Here is a 17996-nt window from a genome sequence, read left to right on the forward strand (position 1 = left end):
TGGGTCGGTGAAAAACGAACCGGTCTGCCCCGGTACAGACGGGAACATCGGCTACTCGCCCGGCTCGCCGAACGTCTTTCCGTCTCGCGTCTCGGCGTCGAGGCGTCTGATGGCCGCACTCGCGTTGTTCCCGTCGTACCCGAAGTAGACGTCTGAGGCGTACGCGTCCGCGACACGGGCCGCGCTGACGAGGTTGTCGACCGGAACGTCTGCGGCGAGCAGTTCGATGGAGAAGGGGACGTCGAGTTCGTCTTCGAACCCCTTGGCGAGAGCCTCGAGCCAGTACGTCGTCCCGTACTCGGTGTCGTACAGGGTCACGACGTACTCGTCGACGTATTCGTCGAGCGCGTCCAGGTCGACGCCGTTCCGTCGATAGAGATGGCCCGGATAGGGGTCGGGGTAGAGCGTGAAATACGTCTTACCGGGGATGTGCTCGTCGGCCGTCGCGACGAAGTCGGTCACCTGGGCCGCTCGCCACTCCCACCAGTCCTCGTCGCTCTCGGCGAACCCGGTCTCGCAGCGCTCGCAGTGGCAGTACTCCTCGCGGGGGAACCCGACGTCGTCGAGGCGGACGTCGGGGCTGACGTCGGCGGCCGACGCGACGAGGTCGTAGAGGCGCTCTTTGTACTCCTCGACGGACGGACAGACGTACGCCCAGTCGAAGTAAGGGCGGTCGGTCGTCGCTCGATTCCCCGCATCGTCGACGGCCAAAAGCGAGGGATCGTTCCGGCCCACGTCGTTGTCCCCGAACGCGGAGATCATGTTCACCGCGTTCGGTTGCGGGTCGGTGTGCCGGCCGGTGACGTCCTTGACCTCGTAGAACGCCCGGTCGAACTCCGGCCAGTCGAGTTCCTCGGCCTCTCGCGTGACGACGCCGAACATACCCGACCTCAGGGTGGGTCGGCAAAAAGGATGCTTACTCTATCTTGTCGATCGGTTCCATCTCGTCGTCCCCCAGGACCAGCTTCCAGATGAGGGCGACCAGGAGCAGTGCGACGGCGATCTTCAGAATCCGTTTGACCATATATCACTATACGAGCGTATCGGATAAACCGTTTTGGGCGCGAACGGCCACGACCGATCACGGGTGATCCCCGACCCAATCAACACCGGTACACCGAAATCGACTCACGCTCGCTCAGGACTCGATGTGTTCGGTGAGGTCCTCGCGGATGATCGTATCGCAGTACTCACATCTGACGCCGTCGTTGAGGACCGCAAATTGGGTCTCGACCGGTTCGCCGGCGTTCGTGATACAGTTCGCGTTGGGGCACTCGAGAACACCGGTGACCGCCTCCGGTCGTTCGACCCGGTGTTTTTCCGTCACCTCGTACTCGCGGATGATGTTGATGGTGGCGTCCGGTGCGATGAGCGAGAGGACGTCGACTTCGGACTGGCTCAATTCCCGTCCCTCGACCTTCACGATGTCCTTTTTCCCCATTCGGTCGCTGGGGACGTTCATTCCCAGACTGACGGCCTCGCCGCCCGAGCCGTCGATGCCGATGATCGCGAGGACGTGCAGTGCCTCGCCGCCGGTCACGTGGTCGATGACGGTGCCGTTCTGGATCTTGCTGACGCGGAGTTCGGTATCGATGTCTGTCATAGCAACATGTCGAGGAGTGCCATGCGGACTGGCACGCCGTTGTGGGCCTGGTCGAAGTACGTCGCGTTCTCGAGGTCGTCGATGGCCGGGTCGATCTCGTCCACCCGCGGGAGCGGGTGCATGATCGAGAGGTCGTCCGCGGCGTCCTCGAGGGTCTCCAGGTCGATGTTGAACTGACCGGCGACCTTCTGGTACTCGTTCTCGTCTGGGAACCGCTCGCGCTGGATTCGCGTCACGTACAGGACGTCCAGTTCGGGCAGGACTGCCTCGAGTGACTCGTGTTCGCGGACCTGTGCCCCCGCCTCGTGGAGGTCGTAGCGGACGTTACGCGGGAGTTTCAGACTCTCCGGGCTGATGAAGTGCTGGCGCGTGTCGAAGTTCGTGAGCGCGTGCGACAGCGAGTGAACCGTCCGACCGTACTTCAGGTCACCCATAATCCCGATGGTGAGGTCGTCCAGGCCGGCATTCTCCCGGATGGTGTAGAGGTCCAGAAGCGTCTGTGTCGGATGTTGGCCGGCCCCGTCGCCGCCGTTGAGCAGGGGAACGTCGATGAACTGGCTCGCCATCGTCGCCGACCCCTCCATGGGATGGCGCAACGCGATGGCGTCCGCGTAGCCCTCGATGACGCGGACGGTGTCCGCGAGCGTCTCGCCTTTCGTCACGCTGGAGTACTCGACGGGGCCCATGTCGATGACGTCCCCGCCGAGACGTTTGATCGCCGTCTCGAAGCTCATTTTCGTGCGCGTGCTCGGCTCAAAGAACGCGAGCGCCAGGAGTTTTCCCGGGTGTCGGTCCGCCTGGCCCGACAGGTCCCGGTCGAACTCCGCCGCCAGGTCGAGGACGGCTTCGATGTCCTCCCGCGAGAGTTGTTTGGCCGTGATGATGTGGTCGTGACGCATCGAGTGCAACGGGGTGTCGGGAGGCCTTGAATGTCCCGAATATCCCCCTGAACGCGAGTGAAACTGGACGGAAAATCGAGCGAATTCGAGAGAAAGCGTGGATGAACGTGGTCAATTCGACTGCAGGGCTTCCCCCGTTCAAGGCCCTTCGGCCCCCTCGAATCGATGCGAACGAACCATGAACCTTCGACACATCACGATCGTCGGCCTCGCGGCCCTCCTCCTCGTCTCAGGGGCCGTCGCGGCCACACCGGCCGCAGATACGCCTCCCGAAGATGCATCGCAACCTGACACGGCTCCGACTGAAACCTCGCAAGCCGACTCGGTACCTGAACACGCATCACAAGCCGACACAGATTCCGAGAACGCATCGCAGCCGGGCAGGGAATCCGAACCCGGATCACAGACCGACACGACGCCCGAAACCGTTTCGCAGGCGGACGACACCGACTCGCCGGCCAAACGGGCCCAGGGTGACGGGCCACCGATAGACATGCCCGACGCGGTCCCGGACCACGTGACCGAGATCCACCAGAGCATCCAGTCCTTCGTCGACGGTTCACTGGATGGCTCCCTCGGTGCCACACTCTCCGACCGCCTGCGTGGGAACGGACACGAAGATACCGGTGACGAACCGGTGACCACGACGGTGGACGCATAACCATGGCACCGCCGACAGTCGTACCCGGGATGATCGATGGTCTCGCAGCGCTCCTCGGCAGCCTGCTCGTCGGTGGCCTCGGCATCGCCGCGGGGACGCAACTCGTCGCGGGCGACGGTGACCTGGTCCGGGCCACGATCACTGCCGGTATCGGGGCGCTCGTGTGGGCGTTCCTCGACGGCATCCCGCTCCTCGGGCCCGTCATCGCCCTGCTCGCGTGGATCGGCGTCCTTCAGGTCAGACACGATACGGGCTGGGGAGGGGCCGCCGTGGCCGGCTTCGTCGCCTGGATCGTCGCCGGCGTCCTGGCAATCGTGCTCTCCGCCATCGGCCTCCCCGTGACCGAGGTCGTCGGCGTCCCGGGCGTCTGAGCCGAACCTTTTTGTACCGAACCCCGACCATCGCTGCCCATGCTCGCAATCGCCGGAGGGAAAGGTGGGGTCGGGAAGACGACGACAGCCCTCGGCGTCGGTGTGGCGCTCGCCGCCCGGCGACGGAATCCGGTCGTGGTCGACGCCGACCGCGACACACCCAACCTCCATCTCGTCGCCGACGTCGACGACGGCGGCATCGAGGCCCTCGCCGACGGCGTGTCCATCGACGATGCCAGTACCGTCTCCCGCGGCTACGAGGGGATCCGAATCATCGGGTCGTACGCCGGCGGCCCGGTCGGCCGGGCACTCCGACAGCTCGTCACCGACAGTCCAGTAGTCGTCGACACGCCCGCCGGTGGGTCCCGTGACGCCATCCTCCCGCTCCGGCTGGCCGACCACGCAATCGTGGTGACGACGCCGGATCCGGCGTCTGTCGAGGATGCGAGGAAGACGGCCAGGATCGCTCGCCGGGTTGATACCGAGGTGGTCGCCTGGATCGTCAACCGGTCGTCCACGGTGCCCGAGACGCTCCGAGGGTCCGTCGGCGACGTTCCCGTGATACCGGTGCCGGCGTCTCCCGATCCACCCACAGACGCACGCCGTGCGTACGACGATGCGGTGTCGGGGTGGGTAAATGCTTAACTACGGCCGAGCGCGTATCAAATGACGATGCCGGAGCGGCTGTCGACGGGGGTCGAGGTCCTCGACCGCGAACTGTCGGGTGGGCTACCGGCCGGGAGCGTCGTCGCCTACCAGTCCCCGCCAGCGAGCCAGGGAGAGCTCCTGCTGTACGAGTTGACCCGTCCCCGCCCGACGCTGTACCTGACGACCGATCGCACCGAGGACACCGTCGCCGACGCGTTCGAGGAGACGCGCGCTCCGACGGGGTCACCCGACATCCGTTACGTCTCAGGTGAGGACCCACTCGACGCGGTCCGGCGGGCGTTCAGGAGCGCGGGCGAAGGGACGACGGTCATCGTCGATCCTATCGACGGTCTGGAACGGACGAGCCGGGGCCGGTACGAGACCGTGTTGAACGAACTCGCGAACCACATGCAGAACACCGGCAGCATCGCCATCCTTCACTGTCTGTCCGGATCACATACGCCGATGCTCCGGGAGACCACCCAGCACATGGCGGACGTCGTCCTCGACCTGCGCACCGAGGTGAAAAGTGGCGTCATCGAGAACCGGCTGGCCGTGACGAAGTTCCGCGGCGGCCGGGTCCCCTCCGAGACCATCAAGATGGACCTGACCGAACGTGTTCGGGTGGACACGAGTCGCGACATCGCCTGAAATCCGGTCGCGACAGCGCAGGAAAACCGATCTGTCGGTTGCTTCGAATCCGTACTCGGCGAAATCGGTCGTCCTGCAGGTCACGGTCTCCGAACGACGGACCGCTTGCGAGAATAACGCGCCGTCGGTTACTCTTCGTCGAGCAGTTCCTCGGCGTCGACGTCCTCGAGGTCCTCGTCACCCTCGTCGAGTTCGTCGATGATCTCGTCGGCATCGATGTCGGCGTCTTCGAGGGCCGCGTCGATGTCGCCGAGGCCGCCGCCCATGCCGCCCATGCCCATGCCGGGCATCCCGCTGCCGTCGATGATCTCCTGGACGATGACCCGGTCGACGCCGATCTTCTCCATGACGTCGCCGAGGATCTGCTGTTTGCTCATCATCCACTGCTGGTTGAACTGCAGCTGCGGGTTGCTCTCGATGTAGAGGGTCTCCTGCTCCTCGATTTCGGTGGTCGTCTCCGGTTCGGCGTCTTCGTCCTCGTCATCGGGTTCGACGGTGACCTCCGTCTCCACTTCGTCGGTCTCGATGAACATCTCGAGGTCGACGTCGAAGTACATCTTGAGCAGCCCACTGGCCTGCTTGACCCGGTCCTCGACGGTGTCGACGATCTCGTAGTCGTACTCGATGTCCTGGCCGGCTAGGGGGTGATTGAAGTCCACGCGGGCCCGCCCACCGATGATCGTCTCGACGTGGCCGTGCTCGCCGTCGACGTCGACGTGGGCACCGGGGTAGCGGTCGTCTTCCGGGATCTTGTCGGCCTTGACCGTGCGGACCTGTTCTTCCTGGTACTCCCCGAAGGCCTGGCCCGCGGGAACGACCACGGAGCCCTCCTCACCGACCTCCTTGCCCTCGATGTCGTCCTCCACGGCAGCGAACAGGTGGCCCTCGCCGAGGACGATGGTTCGGGGGGAAAAGTCTCGTTCCTCAGTCTCGATGCCCTCGGCTTCGGCGGTCTCGAGGTCCGTCGTGTCGACGAGTTCCCCACCCTCGGTGGTGCGGGCGGTGTACGCAAGTTTCACGAAGTCGCCCGACTGGAGTCCCTCGTCCGTGGACTCCTCGTCGGTTTCCTCGGGCTCGTCGGCCGTATTCTCATCGGTCATACCAGTACCGAGTCCCGTTCTACCCTTAAGAATCACGTTTCTCGGACGTCCGACACGGGCCTCGCCCTGGGTCGGTACGACTCCCGTCGGTCACGGCAACTCGACAGCGCCACGACCACCGCGCTCAGGATTCACGGGTGTAAAGCAGTGCGAGGACAACGATGAGGACGACCTGGACGACTTTGTCCCCGATACCGAGCGGGGAGAAATCCGGTGCGTTCACGAGGTACCAGGCCACGATCTGCCCCCCGGTGAACGGGATACCCAGGAGGTAGATCAGTCGCCGTCGGTAGTCGTATAGGACCGCGACGATGGCGGCGAAAAAGACCACACCGGCGAAGAGGAATGACCAGCCCATCGGGTCCGAGACGAAACTCACCCCGAGGACGAGATGTATCACGCCCGTCACGAGGGCGAGGCCGATGGCGAGCCAGTGGAGCCCAGTGAGGGATTCGGTCCGGATGGAGGTCCCGGAGTCGGTCATCGTTGACATATGTCAACATAGCCCAGTACCGGCTTGAATCTTTTGTCTATCTGACGTGTTGCCGAAACGCCTCCTGGAACCCGTCGGTCGCGAACCGGTCGCGCTGGAGCCTCGGGCGGTCGTCGCGGTCGATCGCCCCGCTGACGAGGTCGATTGCCTCGGGCACAGAATCGAACGATCGGTCCGCTCGACCGCGGAGAATCTCACGCTGACCACCGGACGCCGGTGCGAACGGGACCATGCCGGCCGCGACGTATTCGGCCACGGCCATGCCGAAGTGCTCGTCCGCTTTGACGTTGAGCCCGTATCGATACCCACACAGCAACTCGATGACGCGACGTCGAGGTACGTCCGTCTCGAGGTGGACGTAAGGTCGCTCCTCCGCCGCAGCAGCGATCCGATCGGCGTACCGGCGATAGGCCCGCGGTGCCGAACCGACGATGTGCAGGTGGACGTCGTGGCCCCGGTCTCGCACGCCGTCCACGATGGCTATCGCCTCCTCGAGCCGTTTGTCCGGGGCGATGCGACCGACGACCACGATTCCCGTCTCACGGTCTTCCCAGGTGGTGTCACACGATATCGGGTCGACCGGGGGGTGCAGGACCGTCGGTCGAGTCCCGTAGATGGCCTCGAATACGTCCGCGGTCCATCCGGAGTTCGCGAGGTAGGTGGCAGTGTCGGTCCCGCCACTCACGTCGGGGGCCGCCACCCGACTCCAGAGCGCGTTCAACCGGCCCGCGTCGGCGTCCGCCGCACGGCGGATCTTGAACTGCGGATAGTGCACGTACTGGACGGACGGAATGGGTACCGCGACCTCGTTCGCCGTGCTCACCGCCAGGTCGAACTCGTCTGCGACAGGGAGGAAGAACCGACGGAGGAGGACGCTCCGAAAGGCTAGCTGTGGACCGACCCACGGCGCCAGCCAGGAGAGGGCTCGGGCGGTTCGGTTTGCGCCCGTCGGCATTCTGACGTCGACGTCGGGCAACGGGGTGTCAAAGCGGTCGGACAGGGCTTCGAGGGCCGTCTCGGAGACGGTAAAGAGCGTGACGTCGTGGTCGTCGGCCAGCGCGTCACACACCGCCAAACAGACGGTATCCGCACCGCCCTGAAAGTCGAGGGTATTGTGGAGGACCGCGACGTCGGCCATGGACTGCCTTCGCTGGGGTGGGTTATAATTTCGTGGCCTTTACATTTTTATCCTGGCTCTCGAATGCAGTGGCGTGGAATGCGTCTTCGTCGGTGCGGGTTCGGTCGCAGAGCAGTACGCAGACGGTCTCGAAACCGCCCCCCTGGAGCTGACGGCGGTGTGCGACCGGCGGTTCGATCGAGCGCAAGCACTCGCCGATAGCCACGGGGCGACCGCCTACGAGGACCTGACGGAGCTATTGGCGGCGGAAGCCGCGCCCCTGGTCGTCAACCTGACCAGCCACACCGCCCACGCGGGAGTGACCGAGACGGCACTGACCGCGGGTCGACACGTCTTCAGCGAGAAGCCACTGGCGATGAGTGCCGACCGCGCGGCCGAACTGCTGGCAATAGCCGAACGAAACGACCTGGCCCTCGCAGCGGCCCCGATCAATCATCGCGGAGCGGCACAGACACACGCCGGGACCCTCCTCGGCGACCGTCGCTTCGGCGAGATTCGCCTCGCGTACGCCCACGCCCACGTCGGGCGGGTCACGGAGTGGCACGAGAATCCCGACTCGTTCCTCGCGGTCGGCCCGCTCTACGATGGCGCGGTCTATCCGTTGAACCTGCTCGTCGCGTGGTTCGGGCCGGTCGAACGCGTCAGGACGGCCGACGCCATCGACGTCTGGCCGGACGGCGAGGACGGCACTCCCGGTCGCGCACCCCACGTCGAGGCAACCCTCGACTTCGAAAGCGGCCCCACCGTCCGACTTTCGACGAGTCTCTACGTTCCCCATCGCAGTCGCGAGTTCTACAGCCTCGAGATCCACGGCGACGAAGGCTCGCTCTACCTCCCGGATACCGGTGCGATGTCGGCCGGCCCGAAAGCGGTATCGGTCGGTGCAAACGGTCGCGAATACGTCGCCGCGCCGCCCCCGTCCCCGCCGCGACCGCAATCGTACGTCGACGGCCCCACCCGGCTGGCCGAATCCATCCGCGCCGGCGAGCGTCCGACGAACGACGCGCGGCGGGCCGTGCACGTCGTCGCCGTCTGTAACGCCATCGAGGAGGCCGCCGCCGATGGCGGCGACGTTCGCGTCCCCAGCCACGGGTTCTCCGCCAGCTTGCCCGACGGGCCACCGGTCCGACCGCCATCGGGCGGCCAGGGGTCCGAATCGCCCCGCGAGCCGGGACGGGGATCCGCGATACGGCTGCCGCCGATCGGTTTCGGCGCTTCACGATACAGAGACGGCACGTACGTCGACCGCATCGACTCCATCGCGACGGCCATCGACGCTGGCTACCGACTGTTCGACTCCGCCGAACTCTACGGCAACGAATCGCGGATCGGAGCCCTCCTCGCGAGGGCGGGGACGCCGGACAGGGACCACTACGCCATCATCGGGAAGGTCTGGAATACGAACCACGAACACGTCGCCGAGGCCTGCGAGGGGAGCCTGGCCGAACTCGGTCTCGAGTCGTTCGACGCCTACCTCCTCCACTGGCCCGAAGCCTGGACATACCAGGGACCGCTCGAGGATCTGGCAGCGAAACCGGTCGACGAGCAGGAGGCGTTGACCTTCCCCACCGACGAGACCGGACACCCTGCGACGGTCGATGTCCCACTGACGGAGACCTGGGGGCGCATGGAACGACTCCACGACCGGGGCCTCACCCGCACGCTGGGGTTGAGCAACGTGACCGTCGAACAGCTAGAGACGGTACTGGAGTCGGCCAGGATACCCCCGGCGATCGTCCAGGTCGAATCCCACCCGTATCGACCACGGCGCGCGCTGGTCGAGACCTGTCAGGACCTGGGCATCCGGGTCGTCGCCCACTCGCCACTCTCCGCCCCCGGACTCCTCGAAGAGCCAGTCCTGCTCGACGTCGCCGAGACACACGACAGCACCCCTGCGCAGGTCGTCCTCGCCTGGAATCGTGCCCGTGGCGTGGTCCCGATACCCGCGAGCAACGACCGCGATCACATCGTCGAGAACCTCGCAGCAGCCCGGATTCGTCTGGACAGCGCCGAACGAGCACGGATCGACGCCCTCGAGGACCCGACGTTCGAGCCATGACCGGACAGACCGTCGACCGATCCGGACTCGAACGGCCGTTCGGCCGCGTGGTCGTGGGGTTCACCCTCTCAGTACTGGCGATCGCCCTCGGAGTGGGTACTCTCGCAGGAACGTCGACCGCCGTCCGATGGGCGATTCCGACAGCCGCGGTCGCGGCCATTGCACTGGCGTATTGCTACCGCCTCCTCGAGCACAACCACCCTGCAGGGGCATCGCGACCGGCGTTCGATTCGCTCGGCGTCGCGAACCACGTGACCCTCGCCAGAGGCGGCCTGTTCGCGGCCATCGCTGGTTTCGCGTTTCTCGAACCGACCCGGTGGATCGGCTGGCTTCCGGCCCTGCTCTACGGGGCGGGGTCCGCGCTTGACGCCGTCGACGGGTTCCTGGCGCGGATGAACGGACGGACGACCGTCCTCGGTGCGAAACTGGACATGGCGTTCGACTCGGTCGGGTTCGTGGTCGGACCGGTCGTCGCCGTCCTCTGGGGGCGGTTGCCGGTCTGGTACCTCTCGCTCTCGGTGGCCCGATATCTGTTCCTCGCGGGCAAAACGTGGCGACAACGGCGAGGCCGGCCAGTCTTCGAACTGCCCGAGAGCAGGGTCCGGCGGCCGCTCGCGGGTTTTCAGATGGCATTCATCACCGTCGCACTCGCTCCGCTCGTGTCGGCCGAGACGATTCACACGCTCGCCGTGGTCGCGTTACTCCCCTCCCTGCTGGTGTTCCTCAGAGATTACCTGGTCGTCAGCGGTCGGCGTGGGGGTGGGGAACAATATTAACCGTGCCGGGTATTGTTATCGATGTGAACCGTATAGCTCGCTATGAGGTACCGGCCCTCGCGACCGACGGAACCACGCCGTCTCACCACGCCGATGCACGGGTGACCCGGCAATGGCCCAGAGCAACGAGTCGCCCTCGAGCACCACCGCAGGAGTGGTGTTCGGGCTGATGGAGCAGCGCTCGCTCTACTTCACCGCCCCAGGGGAGACCGCCATCCAGGAGTCCCGAGTGACCGCTGCAGAGGACGAGGTGCTGGTCGAGACGACCGTCTCGGCGGTCAGCGCTGGCACCGAACTCCTCATCTATCGGGACGAGGCGCCGGGGAGTCTCGAAGCGGACGCGACCATCGACGCACTCGACGGCGACCTCTCGTATCCGGTCAAATACGGCTACGCCACGGTCGGGACGGTCACCGAGACCGGCCGATCCGTCGACGACGACTGGCGAGGGCGATCGGTCTTCGCGTTCAACCCGCACGAATCGCGATTCGCCGCCACCCCCGACAGCCTCATCCCGGTGCCCGAAGGACTGCCGGTGGAGTCGATGGCGCTATTCCCCTCGGTCGAGACCGCGACGTCGCTCGTCATCGACGGACGGCCACGGATCGGCGAACGCGTAGTGGTCTTCGGGGCGGGTATCGTCGGCCTCTGTACCGTCGACCTGCTCTCGTCGTTCCCCCTCGGCCGACTGACCGTCGTGGAACCACTCGAGCAGCGACGCGAGCACGCACGAGAACTCGGGGCCGACCGGGCCATCGCGCCGGCGGAAGTGCGGACCGAACTCGAGTTCGACGGCGACCCGGCGGGAGCCGACCTCGTCTACGAACTCTCCGGAAATCCGGCGGCACTCGACGACGCTTTGGACGTGACGGGGTACGACAGCCGCGTGATCGTCGGCTCGTGGTACGGAACCAAACGGGCCGATATCGATCTGGGCGCCGATTTCCACCGGGACCGTGTGTCCATCGAATCGAGTCAGGTGAGCACGCTCGCGCCTGATTCGCGGGGTCGGTTCACGCGCGACCGGCGAGCGGCAGTCGCCCTCGACCGGCTCCGGACGATGGATACCGACTCGTTGATAACCCATCGGATCCCGTTCGCCGAGGCCGACGCCGCGTACCACCTGCTCGATAGACGACCGGAGGCCGCCATCCAGGTACTCCTGACCTACGAATGACCCGAACTACCGACACTGCAACGGTCGAGACGAATCGCCCCGAAACCACCTATACGCTCGGCGTCAGCCGTGATCTCGTCGCCCAACACTTCCTCACGGTCCCCGATCCCGGGCCGGAGGGAGAGATCCACAGCCACCACTTCGAACTGGAGGTTCGATTCGCAGGACCCGCCCTCGACGAATACGGCTATCTCGTGGACATCGACGCCGTAAACGACATCCTCGACGAGATCGAGAGCCGGTATCGCGACGCCCTCCTCAACGACCTCCCCGAATTCGAGGGCGAGAACCCCAGCGTGGAGCGATTCGCCCGCCACGTCGGCGACCGTATCGCTGCCGAACTGCCCGACGCCACCCCGAATAGCCTCGTGGTCCGCATCTGGGAGGACGAATCCGCCTGGGCCAGTCACCGGCGTCGACTCGAGTGATGGACCACGCAGCGATCCGGTACCTGGAGGCGAAACGGTCGATCGACGACCGGGCGATGGCCGACGAAGTGCTGGCGACGGTGCGGCGGTCGCTGCCGCCAGACCCGACCATCCTGGAAGCGGGCTGTGGAACCGGGACGATGGTTCCCCGGCTACTCGAGTTGGGAATCACCGACGGCACGTATCGCGGTGTGGACCGGGACGAGACAGTCATCGCCTTCGCCAGGGACGATCGCCCGAAAGAACTCCGGAATGGTGGTCGGCAGGTCGACGTCTCACCGAGGGGGTTCCGGGTCGATGACATGGCCGTCTCGTTCGTGGTGGGTGACGCGCTCGACGCGTTCGCGGACGTGAGCGACGCAGACCTCTTCGTCGCGGCCTCGTTCGCAGACCTGGTTCCCATACCGGCCCTGCTCGATACCATCACGACGGCGCTGCGCCCCGGAGGGCTGGCGTATCTCCCGCTCACCTTCGACGGCGAGACGGTCTTCCAGCCGGACCACCCGGCCGACGAACAGGTGATCGACGCGTACCACCAGGCCATCGACGCCCGACCCGGTCGTGACGCCCGGGCTGGCCGCCATCTACTCCATGAGTTCCAGGACAGCCCGGGCGAGTTGCTCGCCGTCGCGTCCTCCGACTGGATCGTCCGCCCGCGAGACGGAGTCTATCCGACCGACGAGGCGTACTTCCTCACTCGAATTCTCGACTTCGTCGAGTCGTCGCTCTCGAATGCGTCGCCGCCGGTTCCTGACCTCGCGGACTGGCTCGAGGTCCGGCGAAGCCAGTTGGCCGCGAGCGAACTGACCTACGTCGCCCACAATTACGACCTCCTGTACCGGACGGCAGGGGACTGAACGGCGCGGTCCCCTGCAGAGCAGGTCTTCTTCCGAACTCCCCGAAGATGTACAGGACTTTTCCCCGACCCGAGTGAGTGACCAGTCATGTACGAGGTCGAAGTGAAGGTTCGTGCGGACCACGACGCCGTCCGGAGTGCACTGGAACGACTCGAGGCCACTCGCGTGGGAACCGTCGAGCAGGCGGACGTCTACTACGACGTGCCCCATCGGAACTTCGCCGAGACCGACGAAGCGCTCCGAATCAGGCGGGAAGTCGATGCAGCGGGCGAATCCGAGACGGTCCTCACCTACAAAGGACCGCTCGTCGAGGACGATTCGAAGACCCGCGAGGAGATCGAGACGCCCATCGTCGAACTACCGACGTTCGAAGCCATCCTCGATTCGCTGGGGTTCGAACCGGCGGCGACGGTCGAGAAGACGCGGGAACGGTGGGAAGTCGACGACTACGTCGTCTCTCTTGACGACGTGGCGGGGCTCGGAGGGTTCGTGGAGGTCGAGGCCGAAGCGGAACGGGAGGCAGTCTCGTCGGTTCGAGACGGCGCCTACGAGGTCCTCCGCCGCCTGGATCTCGACCCCGAATCGCAGATTCGGACGTCCTATCTCGGACTGTTGCTCGAGGACGATGGATAGCGCCCGGGACGCCACCGAAAATGCGCGTGGCGCATATTGTCGGCCCCAGTTCTTTTCGCAAGTTATAGAACGCCCGGCAGGTAACCTTCGACAATGACCGAGCGAAACATTCGAGTGCAGGCCCTCGACCGCGGCGCGGTCGAAGACCAGGAGGTCGAGATCGTCGAGCGGAAGGGCATCGGTCACCCCGACTCCATCTGCGACGGCATCGCCGAGGCCGTCTCTCGGGCACTCGCCCAGGAATACATGGACCGGTTCGACAAGGTCCTCCACTACAACACCGACGAGACCCAACTGGTCGCCGGCGACGCCGCCCCCGCCTTCGGTGGTGGCGAGGTGATCGAACCGATCTACATCCTCCTCGTGGGTCGCGCGACGAAATACTACGACGGGACCGCGATTCCCGTCGACGCCATCGCGCTGGAGGCCGCCCGTTCGTACCTCCGCGAGACGATTCCCAACCTCGACCTCGAGTCGGATGTCATCGTCGACGTCAAACTCGGGGAGGGCTCCGGGGACCTCCAGGAGGTCTTCAGCGAAACGGGCGCGGCCGTCCCGATGGCCAACGACACGAGTTTCGGAGTCGGGCACGCACCGCTCACCGAGACCGAGCGCATCGTCCTGGAGACCGAACGACGTCTCGACGCGGAGTTCGGCGAGAGTCACCCCGCCCTCGGCGAGGACGTCAAGGTGATGGGCAAGCGCGAAGGCAACACGATCGATCTGACGGTCGCCGCCGCGATGGTCGACGCCTACGTTCCGAACATGGACGCCTACAAGGCCGAGGTCGAGGCGGTCCGCGACTTCGTGAACGACCTCGCCTACGAATTTACGGACCGGGAGGTACGGGTGCACGTCAACACGGCCGACGACTACGACGAGGGCTCCATCTACCTCACCACCACCGGGACGAGCGCCGAACAGGGTGACGACGGCTCGGTGGGCCGGGGCAATCGCGCGAACGGGCTCATCACCCCAAACCGCTCGATGTCGATGGAGGCGACGAGCGGGAAGAACCCGGTCAACCACATCGGCAAGATCTACAACCTCCTCTCGAACCAGATCGCTGGCCGCGTCGTCGACAACGTCGCCGGCATCCGGGACCTCCGTGTCCGCCTGCTCAGCCAGATCGGCTCGCCGATCGACGATCCCCACGTCGCCGACGTCCACGTGACGACCGAGGACGGCGTCGGCCTGGGCGACATCGAGCAGGATGTCCGGGACATCGTAGACGACGAACTCGCCCACGTGGCCGACGTCACCGAACGGACGATCGACGGCGAACTGACGACGTTCTAGCGAAGGCGGTATAGGGTACGGGTCCGTTCTCCCGGACATGACGGTCCCCGGTGCCGACGCGGTGCTCGTCAGACACGGAGACATCGGTGTGAAATCCGCCCACGTCCAGGCGTCGATGGAGGGGGACCTCGCCGACCGCGTCGCCGCAATGCTCGATGATCGGGGCGTTTCGGGAACGGTGGACCACGAGTGGGGACGGTTGTTCGTCAGAACGCCGGCGGCGGAGGTGGCGACGGACACAGTCACGGACGTCTTCGGCGTTCACACCGCCAGTCCAGCACGAACCGTCCCGGCGTCGATCGACGCGATAACCGAGACGCTGGCGGAGATAGCGACCGTGACCTACGACGGTGGGACCTTCGCCGTCGATGCGCGGCGGACCGGCGACCACGATTTCACGAGCCACGAGGTCGGCAAGCGGGGTGGGGACGCCATCTGGCAGGCCGTCGAGTCCGAGTTCGACCCCGGAGTCGACCTCGACGACCCGGATCACCCGTTTTACGTGGAGGTCCGCGACGAGGACGCGTACATCTTCACCGAGAGACGAGACGGCCCAGGTGGCTTTCCGCTCGGAAGCCAGGCCCCGCTCGTCGCACTCGTCAGCGGTGGCATCGATTCGCCGGTGGCCGCCTGGCAGGCGATGCGGCGTGGGTCGCCCATCGTCCCGGTCTACCTCGACCTTGGAGACTACGGCGGCAGCGACCACCGGGCCAGGGCCATCGCGACCATCGAGACGCTCTCCCGATTCGCGCCCGCCCAGGACGTGCGACCCAGAGTCGTCCACGTCGGCGAGTACGTGGACCGACTGGTCGAAGCGATTTCCTCGACGCGGATGCTCTCGTTCCGGCGGTTGATGTACCGGATTGCCGAACACGTCGCCGAGGCGGAGGGTGCTGCCGGCGTGGTCACCGGGGAGGCAGTTGGACAGAAGTCGAGTCAGACGGTCCGGAACCTCGCCGCAGTCGATCGGGCCACGGAGCTGCCGATCCACCGGCCACTGCTGACCTGGGACAAACAGGAGATCATCGCCGAAGCCCGCCGGATCGGGACCTACGAGGACTCGACCATCGACGCCGGCTGTCATCGGGTCGCTCCAGACAAACCCGCGACGCGAGCGACCGTCGCGGCTGTCGAAGCCGCCGAGCCACCCGAGATGTTCGAGTGGGCCACGAAAGCGGCGGAGAACGTCGAGGTGATCGAGGTCGGCGAGCCAGAAAGCGTCGTCGAGGGGGCACCGTGACCAGGGTCTGTATCCTCGGCCAGGCGGACGTCGCCATCAAAGCGGACCTACTCGCCTACGAGACGGCGCGGTCTGCACTCGCCCCCTACGAGTTCGAAACCCCCTTCGAGAACGCACTCGCCGTGGACACGGTGAGTCTGGGGGCGGCGGTCTCGCTGTTGAACGACCTCAACTGGTATCTCGTCAGACTCGCCCGTGAGGCGTTCGTCCAGGACCGCTCCATCAGCGAGACGGAGTGGCTCTCCCGGGACCTCGCGACCGCGATTCGGAACGGCGCCATAACGAAAGAGCAGTCCGGCGACTATCTGAAGGTCTACGGGGTGCAGGACGGCGAACTCGTCGAGCCGATGTTCGCCGCACGAACCGTCGACGGCGTGCCGGAGTACGACCTGCGCGAGGTCGAGGAGACGGTCGTGGTCCGGGTCACGGACTCCGAGTTCGGCGACTAATCGTCGAAGAGACCGGTCGAGAGATACCGCTCGCCGGAATCGGGAAAGATGGTCACGATCAGTGGCTCCCCGGGGCCGTCCGGATCGGCGGCCAGTCGCTCGGCCACCCGTCTGGCTGCCACGCTCGCCGCGCCACTCGACTGTCCGACGAGGATGCCCTCCGTCGACGCGAGACGACGACATTCCCGCTCGGCGTCCTCGAGGGCGACCGATTCGACCGCGTCGATCTGTTCGACGTCGAGCGTCTCCGGGACGAACGATGGGCCCATCCCCTGGTAGTCGTCTGGAGCGGGTTCGCCGGTCGAGACGAAGGGGTTCGCGGCCGGTTCGACCCCGACGACGGTGAGGTCGGGATACTCCTCGCGGAGGTAGCGGGCCGTCCCCGAGATGGTGCCGCCCGTCCCCACGGCCGCCACGAAGGCATCGACGGTCCGTCCCTCGACCTGGTCGGCGATCTCGGGGCCGGTGGTTCGGTAGTGGGCTTCGGGATTGTTGGGATTCGTGAACTGCGAGATGTGAAAGGCACCCTCGTCCGCGGCGATGGCCTCGGCCCGTCGATTCGCCTCGCCGACGTCGCCATCGACGAGTTCGACCGTCGCGCCGTAGGCCCGCATGAGTCGGCGCCGTTCGGGGGACATCGACGCCGGCATCACGATGGTGAGGTCGTACCCACGCGCCGCTGCGACGAACGCGAGACCGATGCCCGTGTTCCCGCTGGTCGCCTCGACGAGTCGGCCGCCTGGTTCGATGTGGCCCGCCCGCTCTGCCGCGGTTATCATCTCGAGTGCCGGCCGGTCTTTCGCCGATCCACCCGGGTTCCGTCCTTCGAGTTTCGCCGCGACGGTCGTTCCGTCAGGTCCGTCGATGCGCACGAGCGGTGACCCGATCGTCTCCAGGACGGAGTCGTACATCGTCGAGAGGTAGACCGTCGGCGTACTTACCAGTGGTGACCGCGACGCTCCCCGCCGGCTCGTCGCTGCCGGGAGCGGGGAGATTAAACGCCTCGGCCGCCAATCCGCGAGCGAACCCATGGAATCGATGGAACCCGCCCCCAACTGGGACGTCGACGCCCACCGGGAGGTCGTCGACGCCTTCGCCGACCTGGACGAGGACGTCGTCATCACCGTCTGGGGCGCCGACTGGTGTCCGGACACCCGAAACCAACTTCCCGAATTCGCCGCCGCACTCGACGCGGCGGGAATCGAGGACGACCGGATCGAACAGGTCGAGGTCGACCGCGAGAAGAACGGCGACGGAACCGAGAAGTACGGCATCGAGTTCATCCCGAGCATCGTCGTCGAGCGGGACGGCGAGGAAATCGCCCGCTTCGTCGAGGAAGAACCAGTCCCGGCGGCGGTCCATCTCGCGAGTCAGTTCGGAGACGTCGACGCGGCAACGTACTGAGAACGGTTCATCTGGCCAGTACGCAGACGGCGGGACCGACGAGTTCACGCCCGTGAGACACGACGTGACCGAAACAATCACTTTTTATCCTGGCGGAAACGGTCATCTTT

General features: G+C 65.8%; 21 protein-coding genes. 14 read left to right on the forward strand and 7 right to left on the reverse strand.

The window, feature by feature from the left end:
• Window positions 1–51: 51 nt before the first annotated feature.
• The 3 genes from HSRCO_RS10465 to pyrB all read right to left on the reverse strand — a co-directional run bounded on the left by HSRCO_RS10465 (window position 52) and on the right by pyrB (window position 2502).
• Complete coding sequence (locus HSRCO_RS10465) at window positions 52–882, reverse strand: hypothetical protein (protein ID WP_259517591.1); 831 nt, start codon at window positions 880–882, stop codon at window positions 52–54.
• Between the two features lie 256 nt (window positions 883–1138).
• Window positions 1139–1603, reverse strand: coding sequence for an aspartate carbamoyltransferase regulatory subunit (gene pyrI, locus HSRCO_RS10470; RefSeq protein ID WP_259517592.1), 465 nt, complete (start codon window positions 1601–1603; stop codon window positions 1139–1141).
• A complete protein-coding gene (gene pyrB, locus HSRCO_RS10475) occupies window positions 1600–2502 on the reverse strand; it encodes an aspartate carbamoyltransferase (RefSeq protein ID WP_259517593.1) in 903 nt (300 codons plus the stop codon). Before pyrB ends, pyrI begins: the two co-directional genes overlap by 4 nt.
• 178 nt (window positions 2503–2680) lie before the next feature.
• Here pyrB and HSRCO_RS10480 point away from each other — a divergent pair, with 178 nt between their 5' ends.
• Genes HSRCO_RS10480 through HSRCO_RS10495 form a run of 4 tightly spaced genes read left to right on the forward strand, consistent with a single transcriptional unit; the run spans window position 2681 to window position 4833 of the window.
• The gene (locus HSRCO_RS10480) at window positions 2681–3163 is read left to right on the forward strand and encodes a hypothetical protein (protein ID WP_259517594.1); all 483 of its coding nucleotides are present in this window, start codon (window positions 2681–2683) and stop codon (window positions 3161–3163) included.
• 2 nt (window positions 3164–3165) lie between these two features.
• Window positions 3166–3534: a hypothetical protein gene (locus tag HSRCO_RS10485; RefSeq protein WP_259517595.1), complete on the forward strand. Its 369-nt coding sequence runs from the start codon at window positions 3166–3168 to the stop codon at window positions 3532–3534.
• A gap of 39 nt (window positions 3535–3573) precedes the next feature.
• The gene (locus HSRCO_RS10490; RefSeq protein WP_259517596.1) at window positions 3574–4179 is read left to right on the forward strand and encodes a P-loop NTPase; all 606 of its coding nucleotides are present in this window, start codon (window positions 3574–3576) and stop codon (window positions 4177–4179) included.
• A gap of 27 nt (window positions 4180–4206) precedes the next feature.
• Complete coding sequence (locus HSRCO_RS10495) at window positions 4207–4833, forward strand: ATPase domain-containing protein (protein ID WP_259517597.1); 627 nt, start codon at window positions 4207–4209, stop codon at window positions 4831–4833.
• Window positions 4834–4961: 128 nt separating this feature from the next.
• Here the strand turns inward: HSRCO_RS10495 and HSRCO_RS10500 are convergent, their stop codons facing one another.
• The 3 genes from HSRCO_RS10500 to HSRCO_RS10510 form a co-directional block, all read right to left on the reverse strand.
• Window positions 4962–5933, reverse strand: a complete 972-nt coding sequence (locus tag HSRCO_RS10500; RefSeq protein WP_259517598.1) for a peptidylprolyl isomerase — start codon at window positions 5931–5933, stop codon at window positions 4962–4964.
• A 124-nt stretch (window positions 5934–6057) separates the two neighbouring features.
• Window positions 6058–6426, reverse strand: a complete 369-nt coding sequence (locus HSRCO_RS10505) for a hypothetical protein (RefSeq protein WP_259517599.1) — start codon at window positions 6424–6426, stop codon at window positions 6058–6060.
• A gap of 37 nt (window positions 6427–6463) precedes the next feature.
• Window positions 6464–7564: a glycosyltransferase gene (locus tag HSRCO_RS10510; RefSeq protein WP_259517600.1), complete on the reverse strand. Its 1101-nt coding sequence runs from the start codon at window positions 7562–7564 to the stop codon at window positions 6464–6466.
• A 73-nt stretch (window positions 7565–7637) separates the two neighbouring features.
• On the opposite strand from HSRCO_RS10510, the gene HSRCO_RS10515 reads away from it, so the two are divergent.
• The 9 genes from HSRCO_RS10515 to HSRCO_RS10555 all read left to right on the forward strand — a co-directional run bounded on the left by HSRCO_RS10515 (window position 7638) and on the right by HSRCO_RS10555 (window position 16482).
• A complete protein-coding gene (locus HSRCO_RS10515; RefSeq protein ID WP_259517601.1) occupies window positions 7638–9623 on the forward strand; it encodes an aldo/keto reductase in 1986 nt (661 codons plus the stop codon).
• Window positions 9620–10399: a CDP-alcohol phosphatidyltransferase family protein gene (locus HSRCO_RS10520; protein WP_259517602.1), complete on the forward strand. Its 780-nt coding sequence runs from the start codon at window positions 9620–9622 to the stop codon at window positions 10397–10399. Before HSRCO_RS10515 ends, HSRCO_RS10520 begins: the two co-directional genes overlap by 4 nt.
• 169 nt (window positions 10400–10568) lie before the next feature.
• Complete coding sequence (locus tag HSRCO_RS10525; protein ID WP_259519796.1) at window positions 10569–11576, forward strand: zinc-binding alcohol dehydrogenase; 1008 nt, start codon at window positions 10569–10571, stop codon at window positions 11574–11576.
• A complete protein-coding gene (locus HSRCO_RS10530) occupies window positions 11573–12004 on the forward strand; it encodes a 6-carboxytetrahydropterin synthase (protein WP_259517603.1) in 432 nt (143 codons plus the stop codon). Before HSRCO_RS10525 ends, HSRCO_RS10530 begins: the two co-directional genes overlap by 4 nt.
• Window positions 12004–12861, forward strand: coding sequence for a bifunctional 2-polyprenyl-6-hydroxyphenol methylase/3-demethylubiquinol 3-O-methyltransferase UbiG (locus HSRCO_RS10535; protein ID WP_259517604.1), 858 nt, complete (start codon window positions 12004–12006; stop codon window positions 12859–12861). Before HSRCO_RS10530 ends, HSRCO_RS10535 begins: the two co-directional genes overlap by 1 nt.
• Before the next feature lie 87 nt (window positions 12862–12948).
• Window positions 12949–13494, forward strand: a complete 546-nt coding sequence (cyaB, locus tag HSRCO_RS10540; RefSeq protein ID WP_259517605.1) for a class IV adenylate cyclase — start codon at window positions 12949–12951, stop codon at window positions 13492–13494.
• 93 nt (window positions 13495–13587) lie between these two features.
• A complete protein-coding gene (locus HSRCO_RS10545) occupies window positions 13588–14793 on the forward strand; it encodes a methionine adenosyltransferase (RefSeq protein ID WP_259517606.1) in 1206 nt (401 codons plus the stop codon).
• A gap of 37 nt (window positions 14794–14830) precedes the next feature.
• Complete coding sequence (locus tag HSRCO_RS10550; protein WP_259517607.1) at window positions 14831–16033, forward strand: tRNA sulfurtransferase; 1203 nt, start codon at window positions 14831–14833, stop codon at window positions 16031–16033.
• Window positions 16030–16482, forward strand: coding sequence for a DUF5804 family protein (locus HSRCO_RS10555; protein ID WP_259517608.1), 453 nt, complete (start codon window positions 16030–16032; stop codon window positions 16480–16482). Before HSRCO_RS10550 ends, HSRCO_RS10555 begins: the two co-directional genes overlap by 4 nt.
• On the opposite strand, the gene HSRCO_RS10560 is transcribed toward HSRCO_RS10555, so the two are convergent.
• Entirely contained in the window at window positions 16479–17393 is a 915-nt protein-coding gene (locus HSRCO_RS10560) for a PLP-dependent cysteine synthase family protein (RefSeq protein ID WP_259517609.1), read from the reverse strand. The two genes, HSRCO_RS10555 and HSRCO_RS10560, sit on opposite strands and share 4 nt — an antisense overlap.
• Window positions 17394–17511: 118 nt before the next feature.
• Between HSRCO_RS10560 and HSRCO_RS10565 the strand changes: the two genes are divergently transcribed.
• On the forward strand, window positions 17512–17886 hold the full coding sequence (locus tag HSRCO_RS10565; RefSeq protein ID WP_259517610.1) for a co-chaperone YbbN: 375 nt from the start codon (window positions 17512–17514) through the stop codon (window positions 17884–17886).
• Window positions 17887–17996: the final 110 nt, after the last annotated feature.

The sequence above is a fragment of the Halanaeroarchaeum sp. HSR-CO genome, from assembly GCF_024972755.1.
Taxonomy (GTDB): domain Archaea; phylum Halobacteriota; class Halobacteria; order Halobacteriales; family Halobacteriaceae; genus Halanaeroarchaeum.